Annotated in this window: 15 protein-coding genes and 1 tRNA gene; 8 read left to right on the forward strand and 8 right to left on the reverse strand. The window is 69.0% G+C overall.

What is annotated here, in order from left to right:
* Window positions 1-29: 29 nt before the first annotated feature.
* A complete protein-coding gene (locus AC1RRW_RS16930; protein WP_492902107.1) occupies window positions 30-761 on the reverse strand; it encodes a DUF1684 domain-containing protein in 732 nt (243 codons plus the stop codon).
* A gap of 477 nt (window positions 762-1,238) precedes the next feature.
* On the opposite strand from AC1RRW_RS16930, the gene AC1RRW_RS16935 reads away from it, so the two are divergent.
* Entirely contained in the window at window positions 1,239-2,225 is a 987-nt protein-coding gene (locus AC1RRW_RS16935; protein ID WP_492902109.1) for an ABC transporter substrate-binding protein, read from the forward strand.
* Window positions 2,222-4,948 (forward strand): hybrid sensor histidine kinase/response regulator, encoded by a 2,727-nt coding sequence (locus tag AC1RRW_RS16940; RefSeq protein WP_492902110.1) that lies wholly within the window; start codon window positions 2,222-2,224, stop codon window positions 4,946-4,948. Before AC1RRW_RS16935 ends, AC1RRW_RS16940 begins: the two co-directional genes overlap by 4 nt.
* On the opposite strand, the gene AC1RRW_RS16945 is transcribed toward AC1RRW_RS16940, so the two are convergent.
* Window positions 4,912-5,640 carry a response regulator gene (locus AC1RRW_RS16945; RefSeq protein WP_492902112.1) on the reverse strand — a complete coding sequence of 243 codons (729 nt, stop codon included), beginning with the start codon at window positions 5,638-5,640 and terminating at the stop codon, window positions 4,912-4,914. The genes AC1RRW_RS16940 and AC1RRW_RS16945 overlap by 37 nt on opposite strands.
* Window positions 5,641-6,032: 392 nt before the next feature.
* Between AC1RRW_RS16945 and AC1RRW_RS16950 the strand changes: the two genes are divergently transcribed.
* Window positions 6,033-6,923, forward strand: a complete 891-nt coding sequence (locus tag AC1RRW_RS16950) for a UbiA family prenyltransferase (protein WP_492902113.1) — start codon at window positions 6,033-6,035, stop codon at window positions 6,921-6,923.
* Entirely contained in the window at window positions 6,920-8,248 is a 1,329-nt protein-coding gene (locus AC1RRW_RS16955; protein WP_492902115.1) for an FAD-binding oxidoreductase, read from the forward strand. The genes AC1RRW_RS16950 and AC1RRW_RS16955 overlap by 4 nt, the downstream gene beginning before the upstream one ends.
* A 334-nt stretch (window positions 8,249-8,582) precedes the next feature.
* Here AC1RRW_RS16955 and AC1RRW_RS16960 read toward each other — a convergent pair whose 3' ends face one another.
* The 3 genes from AC1RRW_RS16960 to AC1RRW_RS16970 all read right to left on the reverse strand — a co-directional run bounded on the left by AC1RRW_RS16960 (window position 8,583) and on the right by AC1RRW_RS16970 (window position 11,565).
* Window positions 8,583-10,031 (reverse strand): aspartate aminotransferase family protein, encoded by a 1,449-nt coding sequence (locus AC1RRW_RS16960; protein WP_492902244.1) that lies wholly within the window; start codon window positions 10,029-10,031, stop codon window positions 8,583-8,585.
* A gap of 2 nt (window positions 10,032-10,033) precedes the next feature.
* Window positions 10,034-11,038 (reverse strand): NAD-dependent epimerase/dehydratase family protein, encoded by a 1,005-nt coding sequence (locus tag AC1RRW_RS16965; protein ID WP_492902116.1) that lies wholly within the window; start codon window positions 11,036-11,038, stop codon window positions 10,034-10,036.
* Window positions 11,039-11,196: 158 nt separating this feature from the next.
* Window positions 11,197-11,565, reverse strand: coding sequence for a DMT family transporter (locus AC1RRW_RS16970; protein ID WP_492902118.1), 369 nt, complete (start codon window positions 11,563-11,565; stop codon window positions 11,197-11,199).
* Between the two features lie 349 nt (window positions 11,566-11,914).
* On the opposite strand from AC1RRW_RS16970, the gene AC1RRW_RS16975 reads away from it, so the two are divergent.
* Window positions 11,915-12,808, forward strand: coding sequence for a pentapeptide repeat-containing protein (locus tag AC1RRW_RS16975; RefSeq protein ID WP_492902120.1), 894 nt, complete (start codon window positions 11,915-11,917; stop codon window positions 12,806-12,808).
* A 3-nt stretch (window positions 12,809-12,811) separates the two neighbouring features.
* Here AC1RRW_RS16975 and AC1RRW_RS16980 read toward each other — a convergent pair whose 3' ends face one another.
* Together AC1RRW_RS16980 and AC1RRW_RS16985 are read right to left on the reverse strand one after the other, a co-directional pair.
* Complete coding sequence (locus AC1RRW_RS16980; protein WP_492902122.1) at window positions 12,812-13,690, reverse strand: alpha/beta hydrolase; 879 nt, start codon at window positions 13,688-13,690, stop codon at window positions 12,812-12,814.
* A 97-nt stretch (window positions 13,691-13,787) separates the two neighbouring features.
* The gene (locus AC1RRW_RS16985; protein ID WP_492902124.1) at window positions 13,788-14,717 is read right to left on the reverse strand and encodes a DMT family transporter; all 930 of its coding nucleotides are present in this window, start codon (window positions 14,715-14,717) and stop codon (window positions 13,788-13,790) included.
* Window positions 14,718-14,958: 241 nt separating this feature from the next.
* Between AC1RRW_RS16985 and AC1RRW_RS16990 the strand changes: the two genes are divergently transcribed.
* On the forward strand, window positions 14,959-15,297 hold the full coding sequence (locus AC1RRW_RS16990; RefSeq protein WP_492902125.1) for a hypothetical protein: 339 nt from the start codon (window positions 14,959-14,961) through the stop codon (window positions 15,295-15,297).
* A gap of 103 nt (window positions 15,298-15,400) precedes the next feature.
* Window positions 15,401-15,826 carry a PA2169 family four-helix-bundle protein gene (locus AC1RRW_RS16995; protein WP_492902127.1) on the forward strand — a complete coding sequence of 142 codons (426 nt, stop codon included), beginning with the start codon at window positions 15,401-15,403 and terminating at the stop codon, window positions 15,824-15,826.
* Between the two features lie 583 nt (window positions 15,827-16,409).
* Here the strand turns inward: AC1RRW_RS16995 and AC1RRW_RS17000 are convergent.
* Window positions 16,410-16,499, reverse strand: a tRNA-Ser gene (locus tag AC1RRW_RS17000).
* Between the two features lie 332 nt (window positions 16,500-16,831).
* Between AC1RRW_RS17000 and rplU the strand changes: the two genes are divergently transcribed.
* Entirely contained in the window at window positions 16,832-17,560 is a 729-nt protein-coding gene (rplU, locus tag AC1RRW_RS17005; RefSeq protein WP_492902129.1) for a 50S ribosomal protein L21, read from the forward strand.
* Window positions 17,561-17,576 lie beyond the last annotated feature (16 nt).

The following is a 17,576-nucleotide window of genomic DNA, read 5'->3' on the forward strand; positions in this document are numbered from 1 at the left end:
CCGCGGCAAAAGCGCGCTGCCTCCGGGGCTCACGACAGCGGATCGCGTTCGCCGGCGCGCACCGCGACCGGCAAGCGGTTCTCGAAGGGCGAGAGCGGGCAGACCCAGGCCTCCGAATAGGCGCAGGACGGATAATAGGAGAAGTTGAAGTCGAGGATCGTGCTGCCGCCGGGCGTCGTGCCGAGATCGGCGCTCTTGATCGTATCGAGCAGGTAGCGCCCGCCCGAAAAGCTCTCCTCGCCATTGGTCGCGTCGCCGAAGGGCAGGAAGGTCCCCCCGCCATAGCTCTCGATCCAGTAGAGCGTCAGCTCCCTGCCGAGCGGGCCTTCCAGCCCGTCCGTCAGCGCAAAGGGCAGGAGCGTCATCAGGCCGTCCCTGCCGGCCTCGACCCGGATCGTCTCGCGTCCGATGGCCGGGCTCAAGGCCACCTCGAAGCGCAGCTTCGGGTCGTAGGGGTAATAGTTGATGCCGGCGAACTGACCCCGGCGCGTCGCGGCCAGCGGCGATTGCGGGTGGCCGCGAAACAGCCGGTCGCGCACGCCGCGCCACCGCCCGAACCCCTGTTCCGGCGGCAGCGCGCGCACCGCGGCATAGAGATCGGCGATCTGGCGACGCCAGTCCTGCAGCGTCGCGAAGCGCGCGAGCGCACCAGCCGCGACGGAATCGTCCTTGCCGATCAGAGCCTGCCGCATCGCCGTCTCCTCGCCACGCTCCGCAACCCTCGCGCCATGCTCGAAGGCGAGCCGCCGGTTCCGCGCCAACGCGCCATCCCGCGTCGCGTTCCACGGCATGGCTTGGCCGACAGTTCCGACAGAGGCTGTCAGGGGCGGCAAGGCGCGAAGCCGCGCGCCGCGTCACGATGCGGGAGGCCTACGGCGTCGGGATCGCTTGCCGGTCCAAAGAAATCATTTTAAGTTTGAAGTAATTCCGCCCCGCTCCGCCGCCCATGGCAATTTCCTCGCCTTCCGGACGCCGCTCGCCGGCGCGCTTGAGACGGCGCTGGCCTGGCCTCGGCGTCGCGGCCGACCATCGCGGCGACGTGCTGCGCTTCGGCTTCGGCCTGGCGCTGAACGCCGGCGATGTCGACACGGCGCTGGGAGCGCATGCGCAGCATGGCCGCGCCGGCCTGAGCGCGGACCGGCGCGCGTCGCGCTCTCGACGCCTCGCCGCGAACATGGCACCGTTGCGGCCCTGCCGGAGCGAGCCTCGCGCCGGCGCGACGCATTCCCGGCCCCGATATGCTGCGCCGCACTGCCCTTCTGTCGATCGCGTCGCTGCCGCTCTGGCGCGGGCCGGCGCACGCGGCCGAACGCGAGCGGCTCATCGCCTTCGTCGTCGGGATCCCGCTCGACCATCCGGTCGCCGCGTCGCGGACGGCCGCGCTGCGCGCGGATCTGACCAAGCGCGGCTGGATCGAGGGCCGCAACCTGCGCCTCCAGTTCCGTTCCGTCGGGGCCGAGGTCGGCGGGCTCGAAAGAGCCGTGGCGGAGGCGATCGCGCTGAACCCGGATTTGATCATCGCCGGGTCCAGCACCGAGACGGCCGCGATCCTCGCCGCCACGAAGACGATACCGGTCCTGTTCTCCACCGCTTCCGATCCAGTGGGCAGCGGCTTCATGCGCTCGCTCGAGCGGCCGGACGGCAACGCCACGGGCTTCAGCAACAACGACCCCGGCATGGCGGCGAAATGGATCGAGCTGCTCAAGGAACTGGCGCCGTCCCTGTCGCGGATCGGCGTCCTGTTCAATCCGGCCACCGCGCCGGCCGCCGGCGCGACCTATCTGGACAATCTGCGCCGTCACGCCTCTGAGGCCGGAGTCTCCATCGTCAGCGCGCCGATCAGCGACCTGGCGCAGATCGACGCCGTGCTCGGCGAACTGGCGAGAACGCCCGAGACCGGCCTGTTTCTTCCGCCCGACAGCTTCACCTTTCGCGCCGCCGGACGAATCATCGCCAGCGTCACGGCGCATCGCCTGCCGGCAATGTATTGCTACGAGACCTTTCCGCTGAATGGCGGCCTGATGTCCTATACCGGGGCGCGCAACGACAATGACGAGATGGTCGCCGGCTATGTCGACCTGATCTTCCGCGGCGCCAGCATTTCGGAGTTGCCGGTGCAATTCGCGCGCGCCTTCGAGCTGGTCATCAACGAGGGCGCCGCCGCCTCGCTCGGCCTCTCCATCCCGACGTCGCTGCGCGTGCGCGCGGCGCGGATCATCTCGTGAGCGCGCCGGGCTTCGACCTGCGTCCGCGCGGCGCGCTGGCGCGGAAATATGCGATCTTCGTCGGCTCGGCGATCGCGCTGGCGCTCGGGCTCAACGGCCTGATCGGCACGATCTTCGCGTTCTCCGACCAGCGCGCGCTGATCGTGCGCGTCCAGCAGGAGCAGGCCCAGGCCGCGGCGGAGCGGATCGGCGGCTTCGTCGGCGATATCGTCCGCCAGCTCGACTGGGTCGCGGTCAACAGCCAGAGCGCCGCGCCCGACGAGGAAGCCCGCCTCGACGGCCTGCGCCTGCTGCGGCAGGTCTCGTCGATCACCGAATTGCGCAGGGTCGACCGGACCGGGCGCGAGGTGATCGCATTGTCGCGCTCCGAGCGCGACAGCATGCGCTCGGGCCGGGACTGGTCGGACGACGCGCTCTTCAAGGCCGCCATGCGCGACGGCGTCGCCTTCGGGCAGGTCGAGTTCCGGCGCGGCTCGGAACCCTATATCCGGCTCGCCAAGCGCTCCGCCTCGGGGAGCGGCGCGACGCTCGCCACGATCAACCTGACCTTCATCCGCGAGCTGGTGACGCGGCTCAAGGTCGGCGAGGCGGGGCGGGCCTATGCGGTCGAGCGCTCGGGCCGCCTGATCGCGCATCCCGATCTGCGTTTCGTCCTGCGCAACACCGATCTCGCGCCATTGCTGAAGGCTCATGCGGACGGCGCCGCGCCGCGCGGGCCAGGCAGCCCCGGCCTCTCCACCGTCGACATCGAGGGCCGGCCGGTGTTGTCGGTGCTGGCCGCCGTGCCCGAGCTCGACTGGTTCGTCGTGGTCGACCTGCCGCAGAGCGAGGCCCTGGCGCCGATCCGCGCCTCGATCCTGCGTTCGCTCGCCGTGCTCGTCGCGGCGCTGCTGCTGGCCGTGATCGGCAGCGTCGTGCTGAGCCGCCGCCTCGTCGCGCCGGTCCGGGCGCTGAGCGACGGCGCGGCGCGCATCGGCGAGGGCCGGCTCGACGAGCGCATCGCGATCGACACCGGAGACGAGCTGGAGGAACTCGGCCGGCAGTTCAACCTGATGGCCGAGCGCCTTCGCGAAAGCCGGGCGGTGCTGGAGGACAAGGTCACGCAGCGCACGGCGGCGCTGGCGCTGGCGCTGGACCAGGCCTCCGCCGGCCAGCGCGCGGCCGAGCAGGCGCGCCGCGTGGCGGAGGAGGCGACCAAGGCGAAATCGCGCTTCCTGGCCGTCGTCGGGCACGATATCCGCACGCCGCTCTCGGGCGTGCTCGGCGTGCTGGAGATCCTCGACCGCAAGCGCATGAGCCAACGCGACCGCCGCCTGGTCGAGATGGCGGCGATCTCGGGCGAGACGCTGATCAACCTCGCCAACGCCACGCTCGATCTGTCGCGGCTCGAGGCAGGGACCGACGCGCTCGATCTGCGCGACTACGAGCCCGGCCCGCTGCTGGCCGCCGCCGCCGCGCTTCTGCGCCCGGCCGCCGAGCGCAAGGGGCTGACGCTCAAGCTGGAGCTCGACCGCGTCGCCAGGGCCTGGCTCAACGGCGATCCGGCCAAGATCAACCGGGTGGCGCTCAACCTTCTGAGCAATGCCGTGAGCTTTACCGACGCAGGCGAGATCGTGCTCCGCGCCGAGATCGCGCCGGCAGAACCGGGACGGCCGGCGAGCCTGATCGTCACCGTGCGCGATACCGGCATCGGCATCGAGCCCGCGATGCAGGGCCGCATCTTCCAGGACTTCGTCCAGGTCGATCCCGAGACCGGCCGCCGCTCCGGCGGCGTCGGGCTGGGACTCGCGATCTGCAGCAAGCTCGTGGCGCTGATGGGCGGCGATCTCGCGCTGGAGAGCGCGCCCGGAAAGGGCAGCGCCTTCACCGTGCGGCTTCCGGCCCCCGCCGCCAAGGCGCCCGCGCCGCCCGCCGTGGAAACGGCGGCGGAAGCGCCTCTGAGCGTGCTGGTGGTCGACGACGAACCCGTGACCCGCGAGGTCGCGCGCATCATGATCGGCAAGGCCGGCCACCGCGCGCTGACGGCGGCGTCGGGCGAGGCGGCGCTGGCGCTGCTCGGCCGCCAGCGCGTCGACGTCGTGCTGCTCGACATGCACATGACCGGCATCGACGGCATCGAGACGGCCAGGGCGGTCCGGGCGATGGCCACGATCGCGCAGCCCGAGATCGTGGCGCTGACGGCCGATGTCTCGCCGGAGACGATGCGCCGGCTGCGGCAGGCCGGGCTCGGCACGATCCTGTCCAAGCCCGCGACCTCGGCGGCGCTGCTGCAGGCGCTCGGGCGCGGCCGCAAGCGGCGCGGCCGCGTCGCCGGCGTGACGCTGCGGACCGACCGCCCGGTCGATCGCGGCTTCCTCGACCAGCAGAAGAAGCTGATCGGCGGCTCGCGGCTGGGGGAACTGCTCGGACTGTTCGCCACGGTCTCGAAGGCGCAGATCGCGGCGTTGCAGGAGGCGCTCGGCGAAGCCGATCGCAGGACGCTGGAACGCGTCGCCCACCAGTTCGCCAGCTCCGCCTCGGCGCTCGGCCTGGGGCCCGCGGTGGCGCAGGCGGCGGCGCTCGAAGCCGCAGCCGCCAGCGCCCCCTTCGACGAGCTCGCGGATGCGGTGGCGCGGCTCGCGCAAGCGCGCAGCGATGCGCTCGTCATGCTGCGAGACGATGCCGCCGGGCCGCCGGTCCGGCCGGCTCAGGCGTTGCGTTCGGCGAAGATGCCGAGTTTGTAGCCGATTCCGCTGACGGTCGCGATCACGCCCGGCTCGCCCGCGCCGGTGAGCTTGCGGCGCAGGCGGGCCACCAGCGCGTCGACCGTGCGGGCGTCGACCTCGCCATGGCGGTTGCTGACCACCTCGATCAGGTAGTCGCGGCTGAGCGGGCGGCCGTTGCTGTCGACGAGAGCCGCCAGCAGATCGAACTCGCCGCGCGTCAGCCGGATCGGGTCGCCGTTGACGGTGGCGAGCTCGCGCCTGAGCAGGTCGATCATGAAGGGACCGAACGTGATCGTGGTCGAGCGGCGCGCCGTCTCGCGCTCGATCTTGCGGCGGCGCAGCAGCGAGCGCGCCCGCGCCAGCAGGTCGCGCAGGTTGACCGGCTTGGCGACGTAGTGGTCGCCGGCCAGTTCGAGGCCGACGATGCGGTCGATATCGGTGTCGCGCCGCGTCACGAAGATGATTCCGGCGTCGGAGACGCCCTGCATCTCCTTGGCGAAGTCGAAGCCGTCGCCGTCCGGCAGCACGACGTCGAGGAAGACCAGTTCCGGCTTGAGCCGGCGCACCGCCCGGCGCGCCTCGGCGACGCTGTCGGCCTCCTCGACGCGAAAGCCCTGATCGGTGAAATAGCCGGCGATCATGGCGCGCGTGACGGGATCGTCCTCGACGACAAGAAGTCGCTCGCGGTTCGCAGCGGCCGTCTCGTTCATCGCTTCATGACCTGGCGGACCGATCGGAGATGGACGGCCCGCGACTGGCGTCGCCGGCTCAAGCCCGTCCGGACGGGCCTGAGGCTACGATCGGACGCGGGACGCGCCATTGCAAGCGAGCGACCGGCGATCTGTTGACGGTCGTTCATGGAAAGGTCGCATCCTCCGCGCGCTTGCGCGCCTGTCCGGCTGCCGGCCGTGAGATTGCGAAGCCAATCGTTAAGCATGGCGGGCGAAGGCGATGGATCGAATTCCGCTCGTCCACCCGGGTTTAGCAATTTCCACAGTAAGACTTCGCGACCGGAGCGCTGATGCGCGAGAGTTCGGCGCTGTTTTGCCGTTCACGCCGCCGCCCGGGACAGGAAATCTACGGACCGGAACGAGTTCTGCACATGTTACCGACCGCGATGATCAGGGCGATGCGGCCACATCACTGGCTCAAGAACGGCCTCGTCTTCATTCCGATCCTGCTCAACCATGACGTCTTCGATCTCGCCGCGATCGGCCATGGCGTCGTCGCCTTCGTCGCCTTCAGCCTGCTGGCCTCGTCGATCTACCTGCTCAACGACATCGTCGACGTCGAGGCCGACCGGCGCCACCCGACCAAGTGCAAGCGCCCGCTCGCGGCGGGAGAGATCACCGCCGCCCAAGCCTACATGACGGCGCCGCTATTGCTGGGAGCCGCCTTCGCGCTGGCGCTGCTGCTGCCGAAGCCCTGGCTCTTCGTGCTGGCGCTCGGCGCCTATCTCGTCCTGGCGCTGCTCTATCTGTTCTATCTCAAGCGCAAGCTGCTGGTCGACGTGCTGGGGCTCGCGGCGCTGCACACCCTGCGCATCCTCGCCGGCAATGCGGCCGCCGCGATCCCGCTCTCCTCCTGGCTGCTCGCCTTCTCGATGTTCCTGTTCCTAAGCCTCGCGCTGGTGAAGCGTTACGCCGAACTCAGGATCACGCAGGACCAGTCGGGACTGAAGAAGGCCGGGCGCGGCTATCAGGCCGAGGACATCGAGGCGCTGTCGCAGCTCGGCATGGCGTCGGGCTGCACCTGCGCGCTGATCATGGCGCTCTATGTCGACTCGGCCGCCGTCAAGGAGCTCTACCGCCATCCGGAAGTGATCTGGCTGATCTGCCCGATCATCCTCTACCAGATGGCGCGCGTCTGGTTCCTGGCGCGTCGCGGCCAGATGCCCGACGACCCGCTGGTCTTCATGATCCGCGACTGGCGCAGCCAGTTGATGGGCGTGCTCGTGGTCGCGATCATGGTCGCGGCGACGGTCCTGCCGTGACCGAAGACGCCGCCGGATGCCGGTCCTGGGGCGGGCTCGTCGCCAGGGACACCAGCCTCGTGACGCCGCAGGACTGGTGCGCCGGACCCGCGCGGCAGCCCGGTCCCGTCCTGGCCTATGGCAATGGCCGCTCCTATGGCGATTCCTGTCTCAACGACGGCGGCGCGCTGATCCTCGGCCGGCGGCTCGACCGGGTGCTGACGTTCGACCGCGAAAGCGGCCTCGTCACCTGCGAGGCCGGCGCGCTGCTCGACGACCTCCTGAAGCTCGTCGTGCCGGCCGGCTGGTTCCCGCCGGTCACGCCGGGCACGGCCTTCGTCACCGTCGCTGGCGCGCTCGCCAACGACGTCCACGGCAAGAACCATCATCGCGCCGGCAGCTTCGGCCGCCATGTCCGGGCCTTCGAGCTGATGCGCTCGGACGGCAGCCGGCTGACCTGCGCTCCCGACCTCAATCCCGAACTCTTCGCCGCCACGATCGGCGGCTTCGGCCTGACCGGGCTGATCACGCAGGTCACCCTGCGGCTCATGCCGATCGCGTCGCCGGAGATGATGCAGGAGGCGCTGCATTTCGACGGGCTCGACCGCTTCTTCGCGATCGCGGCGGAATCGGATGCGACGCACGACTATACCGTCGCCTGGATCGACTCGCTCGCGGGCGGCGCGAATTTCGGGCGCGGCGTCTTCTTCCGCGCCAATCACGCGTCCGCATCGGATGCGCCGCCGGCCCGGCCGGGCCGGACCCTGCCCTTTCCGATCAAGCCGCCCGTGCCGCTGATCAACGGGCTGACGCTGCGCGCCTTCAACTGGCTCTACCGCAACGCCCAGCCGCGCGGCCCGGAGCCGCGACGCATCCCCTATCGCCCGTTCTTCCACCCGCTCGATCGGGTCAGCGACTGGAACCGGGCCTATGGGCCGAAAGGCCTGCGCCAGTTCCAGTGCGCGATCCCGATGGCTGATGCGCGCGCCGCGGTCGAGGAGATGCTGCGGCTGACGCTGGCCTCGGGCGAGGCTTCCTTCCTGACCGTGCTGAAGCTGTTCGGAGACGTGCCCTCGCCCGGCCTGATGTCGTTCCCTATCCCGGGCGCGACCCTGACGCTCGACTTCCCCAATCGCGGCGCGCGCACGGAAAAGCTGTTGGCCGAACTCGACCGCGTGACGCTGGCCGCCGGCGGCCGGGTCAATCCCTACAAGGATGCGCGGATGTCGCCCGCGACCTTCGAGGCCTCCTTCCCGCACTGGCGCGACTTCGCCCGGCACATCGATCCGGGATTCTCGTCGAGCTTCTGGCGGCGGGTGACGCAGGGTGCAGAGCGCTCAACGTGACGTGGATTGCCCGCGCAAGGCCGGTCCTGACGAAAGGACGGGAGCGCACCTCTCCTGCGAAAACAATCCGCTCGATCCTTGAACCTCCCGGCGCCCTGCCGCGACCAAGGCGCATGGAGAGCGAATGGTCCGCTCCCGGACCGGCCTCAGGAGCCACGACCATGACCGCCTCGTTCCGCGAGATCGCGCTGTCCGCGTTGCCGCCGTCACGCCGGCCGCCACCGCCGAAGCTCGACCGCGCTATCGCGGCCATGGCTGGGGCGTCGGCGGGGCGCTCGCCGTCGGCGGCCTCATCGCCGCGAACTCCCCCGCCTGGAGCATCGGACCGATCGTGTCAGCCCTTCGCGACGGCGACCTTGCGCAGGTAGTCCGTCACGATGCGGGTGATGCCGCGGCCTAGCAGGTCGTCGAGGGCGTCGATGAAGCGGTCGCAATCCGCCCGCGTCGCGATCAGCGGCGGCTCGAGCCGGATGACATTGCGGTTGTACTCGGTGAAGGCGACGAGCACGTCGTAATCCTTCAGCAAGAGCGCGCCGACGAAGCCGCAGAGCGAACCCTTCAGCTTGTCGTCGAGCAGCGCGATCATGTGTTTCAGCCCGAACGGCATCGTCTCGCTGATGTCGTTGAACTCGACGCCGATCATCAGGCCGCGCCCGCGGATCTCCTTGAGCAGGCTCGGATACTTCACGCAAAGCCCGTTCAGCCGCCCGATCAGGTAGTCGCCCTGGCGCCGGGCGTTGCCCATGAGGTCTTCCTCATAGAGCACGTTCAGCCCCTCGATCGCCGAGATGCAGGCCTCGCCCATGCCGCCGAACGTGGCTTGCGCATGGATCAGCGCCGTCTTGGGCTTGCCATAGGCCTTCATGTAGATCTCGCGCCGGGCGATCATCGCGCCGACAGCCGCCTTCGAGCCGCCGAGCGCCTTGGCCAGCGCGGTCACGTCCGGCACGACGCCGTCGCGCTCGAAGGCGAAGAACTGGCCGGTGCGGCCGAGCCCGCACTGGACCTCGTCGGCGACCCAGAGCACGTCGTGCTTGTCGCAGAGCGCGCGCAATTCGCGCCAGAAGCCAAGCGGCGCCTCGACGATGCCGCCTCCGCCCTGCACCGTCTCCATCACGACGATGCCGATGGCGGGATCGCTTTCCAGCGCCTGCCTGACGGCCGCGATGTCGCCGAACGGCGCCTTGACCCGGTTCTCGACCAGCCTGAACTGCGACTGGTAGAGGTGCGAATCCGTGATCGAGAGCACGCCCTTGGTCTTGCCATGGAACGAGTTCGCGGCGTGCAGGATTTTCGAGCGGGCCGGGCCCTGCGCCTGTTCGGCAACCTTCAGAGCCGCCTCCATCGCCTCCGATCCGGTCGAGCCCAAAAAGACCATGTCGAGATCGCCGGGCGCGATCGCGGCGAGGTTCGCCGCCAGCGCCGAGGCGTATTGCGACATGAACGCCATACAGATCTCGTGGCGGTTCTCGTCCTGGAACTTCTTGCGCGCCGCGACGATGCGCGGGTGGTTGTGGCCGAAGGCGACCGAGCAGAAGCCGCCGAAGAAATCGAGGATCCTGCGGCCGTCCCTGGTGATGTAGTGCATGCCCTCGGCGCGATCGACGAGGATCCTGTCGAAGCCGAGCAGCTTGAGGAAATGCACCTGGCCCGGGTTGACGTGGCTGGTGAAGAGTTCCTTCACCGTCTGCGCGTCGAGGTTCTTCGCATCCTCGACGCTGTAGAGCTTCGGGCGGACCGGAAGGCTCGTGGCGGCGACGTCGCCGTGCTTGGAAGCGGGCATGCTCATGCTGCGAGCCTCCTCGGGGCCTGGTTCTTGGCGTCCTTGCTCTTGCGATATTCGGTGTAGGCGGCGAGCAGCATGTCCTCGTCGCGGTGCCGCGGGCGCCAGCCGAGCTCGCGCTTGGCCTTGCTCGTGTCGAGGATGCAGATCTCGTCGGCGATCATGTACTGCTCGGGGTCCATGATCGGCAGGTTGATCGCGTCGAGCGTGTTCAGCGTCAGCTTGACCAGCGAGGCCGGCGTCGGCAGCAGGATCGACTTCGATCCGGCATGCCGGATCAGGTCGCCGAGCAGCTTCCTCACCGGCGGCGGGTCGTCGGAGCCGAGATTGTAGGCGCTGTTGGGGAAGCCCGCCTTCCAGGCCGCGACGCAGGCGCTGGCGCAGTCGAACACCGAGATGAACTGGTAGGGATTCTTGCCCGAGCCGATCATCGGCACCGGCAGGTTCATGTCGATCAGCGTGAACAGCTTGACCAGGATGCCGAGCCGGCCCGGCCCGATGATCAGGCGCGGCCGGAAGATCGGGATCTGGAAGCCCTTGTCGCGATAGGTCTGTGCCAGCGTCTCGGTGGCGAGCTTGCTCTCGCCGTACTCGCCGAGCGGATGGGCCGGATGGTCCTCGTCCTGCGGCACGGTGACCGAATGGCCGTAGATCATGTCGGTGGTGAAGTGGACGAGCCTGTTGGCGCCGTTCTTCTCCATCCAGCTCAGGATGTTCTGCGTGCCGTGATAGTTCACCGGCCAGAAGAAGTCGTGGCGCTCCTTCCGCGTCACGATCGGGCTCAGCATCTTGGCCGAGAGGTTGTAGACGAGGTCGTCCTTGCGCAGCGGGATCGACGCCACGCTCGCGGCGTCGGTCACGTCGATGCGCTGGAACGGCGCCCTGGCGTAATGGGCGTGGTCGCTCCTGACGATGTCGGCGACCAGCACCTCCTCGCCCATGGCGAGAAGATCAGCCGCCAGATGCGAGCCGACGAAACCGTCGCCGCCGATGATGACGTGCTTCATGGGTGTCGATACCGCTGATTCGAGGGGCGGTCAGCGCGGAGCGCCGGGGCGCGGATGACGGCGCGCCGGGACCGGGATCGGTCGCGGGACGGGCGGCTGCGCCATGACGCCGAGACGCAGGAAAAGGCGGACGAGCAGGTCCATGGGTCGTGTCCTCTCTAGCTTTGCGCGATGAAGATGGTGCCCAGCACGATCAGCCCGATGCCGGCGATGCGGGCGAGGCTCAGATCTTCCTGGAAGACGAAATAGGCGTAGACCGCGACCACGACGTAGGCGAGGCTCAGGAACGGGTAGGCGTAGCTGATCTGCACCTTCGACAGCACGATCAGATGCGACGCCATGCTGACGACGAAGGTGCACAGGCCCGCGAAGACGAACGGATTGAAGACGACCCGGAACACCGTCGAGACGAGGCCGTCGCCGCCGAGGTCGAGGTTGCCGACGCCGGTCATGCCGCGCTTCAGCATCAGCTGGGCCGCCGCGTTGGTCAGCACCGTGAACAGGATCAGCGGAATATAGGCGTTCATCGCGGTCGGTCGTGGCCGGGTTGTGACGAGACCCTGAATGACGCGGAATTTGCTTCGATTGCCTTACGCCGCGTCCCTTATCGCGGCGTAACCTTAAGGCTCTCCTGCGATGATCGCGGAGCGGCGCCTCGCCCGCCCGGCCCGGACCGGGACGCCTTCGGGGAGCGCCCGGCGCGACCTGGGCATGCATTGCCGCCTCTTTTCCGAAATCGAGCGCCGGACCCGTCGATTCCGGCGGCTGGCGCTGTCCATCGCCGACGCCTGTGGTCTATCGCGCGCCGCGCATTGCCGCCCCGGCGCGCTTGGCCTAGGCTTAACCGATGATTAACCCGTTCCGGCGAAGGCCGCGATGACCGAGCTGTTCCCGATCGCCGGGCCGCTGGGCGCGGCGCTGCTGCGGCTCAATCCCTGGGCGAATGGCGAGGCGCGCACGCTCCGCCAGGCCCGCCGCGCGGCGGCTCTGACGCGTCTTGCCGCGGGCGCGCCGGCCTGGAACGACTGGGCCGAGGCGATGCTGCGCCTGCGCGAGCGTCTCGCGGACGCGCCGGCGGCGCTGGCCGCGTGGCGGTTCCTGGCCGAGGCCGATTTCGCCGATGAGGCCTTTCCGGACGGCTTTGAGATGGCGGGTCACGTCTTTCCCGGCGATGCGCGCTTCACCGGAGCGGCCTTTGCCGGCGATGCCTGGTTCAACGCGGCGCGCTTTTGCGGCAAGGCCGGGTTCCGCCAGGCGCGCTTCGGCGGCGACGCCTGTTTCGATCGCTGCCGCTTTGAAGGCGACGTCGATTTCGACGAGACGCATTTCGGGGGCGGCGCGGAGTTCAGGGCCCTGGAGACGCATGGCGCTCTCACCTTCGCCGAGGCCGATTTCGACCGCGACGCCTGGTTTCGCGGCTCGCGCTTCGGCGCGGCCGTCCGGTTCGCCGGCGCGCGCTTCGCGGGCGAGGCCGGCTTCGGCGCATGCAGCTATGCCGGCCCGGCCGATTTCGAGGCGGCGCAGTTCGAGGACAATGCCGGCTTCGACGGGGCGGTCTTTGCGCGGGCCGCGAAATTCGCCGATGCGCGTTTCGCCCGCGGCGCCTGGTTCAGCGGCGCGCAGTTTCTCGACGGTGCGGCGTTCGACCGGGCGCGCTTCCTCGGCCGCCGGCATTTCGACGACATCGCGTTGACCGGACAGCCCCTGCCGCTCGCGCGGCAACTGGCGGCGCGGCTCGGCGCGGCGATGCGGGATGCCGTCCCCGCCTGAATCTCAGCCGCCCGCGAAGCGCACGATATCGTCCAGCGCCGGCGCGTTGCCGCGAAAGCTCTTGCCCAGGGCCAGCAGGATGCCGGCGTGGCTGACTCCCGGATAGGTCTTGACCTCGACCGTCGCGCCGACGGCCTTGAGCTTGCGTCCGAGCGCGTAGGTGTTGCGCGGAAAGACGGTGGTGTCTGCGTCTCCGGTGGCGATGAAGACGCGGGGAGGGCCGGTGCGGGCGAAATTGACCGGCTGCGTCTCGGAGAGCCTCGGCGTCTGGCCGAAGGCCGCGACGGTGCGTTCGTCGTCGAGCGGCAGGAAGTCGTAGGGGCCGGCGAGCCCCGAGACGCTTTTCACGAGACCGGGGCGGACGCCGGCGCGCGCGCCGTAGCGCCGGTCGAGCGCGATCATCATGGCGTTGTAGGCCCCGGCGGAATGGCCGCTGAGATGCACGCGGCGAGAGTCGCCGCCATATTGCGCGGCGTTGTCCTGCGTCCAGCGCAGCGCCTGCGCGCAGTCGTGGAGGAAATCGGGGAAGCGGACCTGCGGCACCAGCCGGTAGTCCGGCGCCACCGTGACGAAGCCGCGCGAGGCGAAGGCGTGGCCGACGAAGGAGTAGTCGTTCTTGGAACCGTCGTTCCAGCCGCCGCCATAGATGAACATCATCACGGGCGAGGAACCGCTCGCGCCCTCGGGCGCGTAGATATCGAGCCGCTGCCTCGGATCCTCGCCATAGGCGACGTCGCGGGCGGCCTGGCGCGAGCCGCCATCGCTCGGCAGCAGGGCGTTGATCGCCGAGAGCGGCGAACAGGCGGCGAGCGCCGTGGCGGAGGTCGCGCCGACGAGCAGCGTGCGGCGGCTGACGAGGAGGGAGTGCGGCTGGCGGGTCATGGGGCTCCGGGCTCGGCGGGGGCTGGCTGAGTTCCGCGCCGGTACGACTACGCAGAAGACCGGCTGATGGTTGCAAAGGCAAACGGCGACGGGGCCGTCAGCGCGCCTTTCTGGCCCGGACCCGCTCGCGATGGGCGGTATAGAGGCCCGAGCCCGCGATGATGACGGCGCCGACCAGCGTCCAGAGATCGGGCAGCGCCGCGAACAGGAAGAAGCCGAAGACCGAAACCCAGAGCAATTGCGCATAGGAGAAGGGCGCGAGCAGCGAGGCGTCGGCATGGCGGAAGGCCAGGATCACCAGCCAGTGGCCGATGGTCGAGGCGATGCCGATGAAGATGCCGAGCAGCACGTCCTGCATCGTCAGCGGCTGCCAGACGAACGGCAGCAACACGCTGACGACGACGAGCCCGATCATCGCCGACCAGGCGAGCGTAGTCAGCGGGTTCTCGGTCGTGCTCATCTGGCGCGTGACGATCAGCGAGAAGGCCCAGGTCAAAGCCGAGAAGACCGGCAGCAGCGAGGCGGCCTGGAAACCAGCGCCGCCGGGGCGGACGACGATCAGAACGCCGACGAGCCCGATCGTCGTCGCGGTCCAGCGCCGCCAGCCGACCGTCTCGCCGAGCAGGGGGATCGACAGCGCCGTGACGAAGAGCGGCGTGACGAAACTCGTCGCGGTCGCATCCGCGATCGGCAGGTATTTCAGCGAGAGCACGAAGACGATCGACGACGCCACGACCGAGAAGCCGCGCAGGAACTGCAGTTTCGGCCGCTGCGTGCGCAGCCGCGCGCGCCCGCCGCCACAGGCGAGCGCGAGCATGATGACGGTGAAGGCGCAGTAGCGCAGCCAGACGATCTGCAACGCCGGCAGGCTGGCGGCGAGGTGTTTCGAGACGACGTCGGCGCCCGACAGGAAGATCGTCGAGAGCAGGATCAGCCCGATGCCGCGCAGGCCGGCGTCGCGCCGGAGTGGCGCGGCCGTCTCGCGGCCCGCGACGACGGGCGGCTCGGGAAGTGGAGCGTCGGGCACGAAAATCGCTTCGCCGGCGGGAGGCGCGGATGGGGCCGCTTCCGGAGACTAGCCGATCGGAAAGCGGTTTCGTCGCGCAAAGATGGCACGGCGTCCATGCGGGCCGACGAAGGTTCTGAAGCTCCGCTCTCGCGAAGCGGCTTGCGCCAGAACGGCCATGGCCAGACCGATCCGGCGCGAATGAACCAAGTCGCCTGCATGCGCGTTCAGGTCCAGCCGGACCCGACGAAGGAGATTCACGATGAAAGCGATGTTCGCAGCGGCATTGGCCCTCGCCGTCCTGTCTGCCGTCCCCGCCTACGCCCAGGCGCGCGGAAGCTATCTCGGCACCTGCGAGGATGTGCGCCAGCGCGGTCCGATCCTCGAAGCCAGTTGCGAGGACGTGCGCGGCAATCTCAGGCCGACACGGATCGACCTGCGCGATTGCGGGCGAGGCGACATCGCCAACCGCAACGGTCGCCTCGTCTGCAATGGCGGTCGCGGCGAGCGCGTCGATGGTCGGGATTACGAGGAGCGCGGACCACGATGGGACGACGGCCGCCGCGGCCCTCCCCCCGGTTATGGCGTGCCCCGCTTCTGACTTCTGGCCAGACCACCGCGAAAGACGTGAGCCGGGAGCGGGAACCGCCTGGAGCGTGGGGAATTGGCCTTGGCGAGTCCTTTGCGGTCTTACGAGGTGTCCCATGTCCGCGGAATATCTGTCCTCTCTCCACACCGCGCTCGTCGATGCCCGCGCAGGCTACCGCAAGGCGATCGAGAAGGCGCGGGATGCGAGCCTCGCCAACACACTTCGTTCGGTCGACGAGCTGCACGCCGCGGCTCATGAGGACGTGCACCGCCTCCTCGCCGCGCAGGGCGGCAAACCAGGCGATGGCGGCTCGCTGATGGGCACGGTTCACAAGGCGGTCGTCAGCGTCAGGTCGGCGGTCGCCGGCCTCGACGAGGGCTCGCTCGACGCGTTCGCCAGCGGCGAAGAGCGCAATCTGGCGGTTTACGACGACGCGATCCGCGACGAGCGCAACAGCCTGGTGCGTGAGACCCTGACACGCCATCGCGAGGCGCTGGCGGCCAAGGTCTCCGAGATGAAGCGTCAGGCCGAACAGGCATGAGATGAGGGACTGGCCGCGCTCGGCGCGGCCAGCGAAGTATCAGGCTGCGTGCAGCGTCGGATGACAGCGTCGGATGCCGGTCGAACCGACTTAACGGGTTAGCGCTTACGGGCAGACAAACCCGCCTCGATCCGGCAGGCAGCGATTGCCGTTGGGCAGTAATAGAGCGCCTCTCGCATCCCGCGTAACCTGATCCCCATTGGGCAGAACGAATCCCCCGGACGAATCCATCGTTGTTTGCGAGCCGTCGGGCAGCGTAACCGCGTTGCCGACGACAGTGATGCGCTTGGAGGATGATGACGGCGGCGCTTCGTAAATCACGGCGCGAGGCTGGGGAGCGCAGGCGGCAAGAGCGACGGCAAGCGCGACGGCAAGAGCGAGAGCCGAGACAGATTTTTTCATGGCAGGACAACGTTCATGTGGCGAGGCAGGTTCCCGCCGGTCGCGCGATAGGCCTGATGGCCACTCGGCCGGAAGGCATTCGACCGACGCCCTGCCGCGACCGTCAGTTGGGCAACACTAGGATACGCCCGCAAAATTCCGGCTAACCCCGTTTAACCTTCAACTACCAGTGCGAGGAGAATGGCGGACAGGGAGGGATTTGAACCCCCGATACCCTTGCGGGTATGCCGCATTTCGAGTGCGGTGCATTCAACCACTCTGCCACCTGTCCGCGGTCGCGTCGTCTTGGTCGAAGCGGGCTGGTCAATACACGCGCGCCGTGGCGGAGACAAGTCTCGCCCTCGTCGCAAATCGGGCCTTGCCCTGCGCTTTCGCCCGGCCTGCGGCAGCTTGCGCTTGACCTCGGCGGGCCTTGCGACTATCGAGCCTCGTCGGCGTGGGGCAACCCGCGCCCGATCTCTTTTGGCATGCCGGTTCCGCCTCGCCGCGGCGGCGCGCCTTCGGGAGCAAACCCATCCACGCAACCGACTGCCAAAAAGCTGTCCCGCGTGCGCCCCGCGAGAGCGGAGCCATGACAGGGCAGGGCCGAACATGGAGGATAAAATGTTCGCAGTCATCAAGACCGGCGGGAAGCAGTTCCGCGTCGCCGCCAACGACAAGATCACCACCGCCAAGATCGAAGGCAACCCGGGCGACACCGTCGCCTTCGGCGCCGTGCTGATGCTCACCGACGGCGACAAGACCACGCTCGACGCCAAGGCGCTCTCGCAGATCACGGTCGCGGCCGAGATCGTCGAGCAGGCCCGCGGCGAGAAGGTCATCGCCTTCAAGAAGCGCCGCCGCCAGAACTCCAAGCGCAAGCGCGGCTTCCGCGCCGAACTGACCGTGATCCGCATCACCGACATCCTCACCGGCGGCAAGAAGCCGGAGATGAAGAAGGGCGAGGCCTCCCCCGTCGCGCTGAAGGCCGGATCGAGCGAGACCAAGGGCAAGGCCGCGGAGCCCAAGACCGCCGCCGCGAAGCCCGCCAAGGCTTCGGAGAAGGCGCCCGCCGCCAAGGCGGATGCAGCCGAACTCGACGCCTCGAACCTCTCGCTGATTTCCGGCATCGGCCCGACCATCGAGAAGAAGCTGCGCGCCGCCGGCATCGCCTCCTGGAACGACATCGCGTCGTGGAGCGAAGCCGACATCGCCAAGTGGGACGAGGAACTCAAGCTCCGCGGCCGGGCCACGCGCGAGGAATGGGTCGAGCAGGCCAAGGAACTCCTGGCCGGCAAGCCGCCCCGCGCGAAGGCCGACCAGGCCGAGCAGGCCTCCGGCGAGGACTACTGACTCACCCGGTCAGGCG

The organism is Allobosea sp. GW821-FHT12C12, assembly GCF_058807355.1.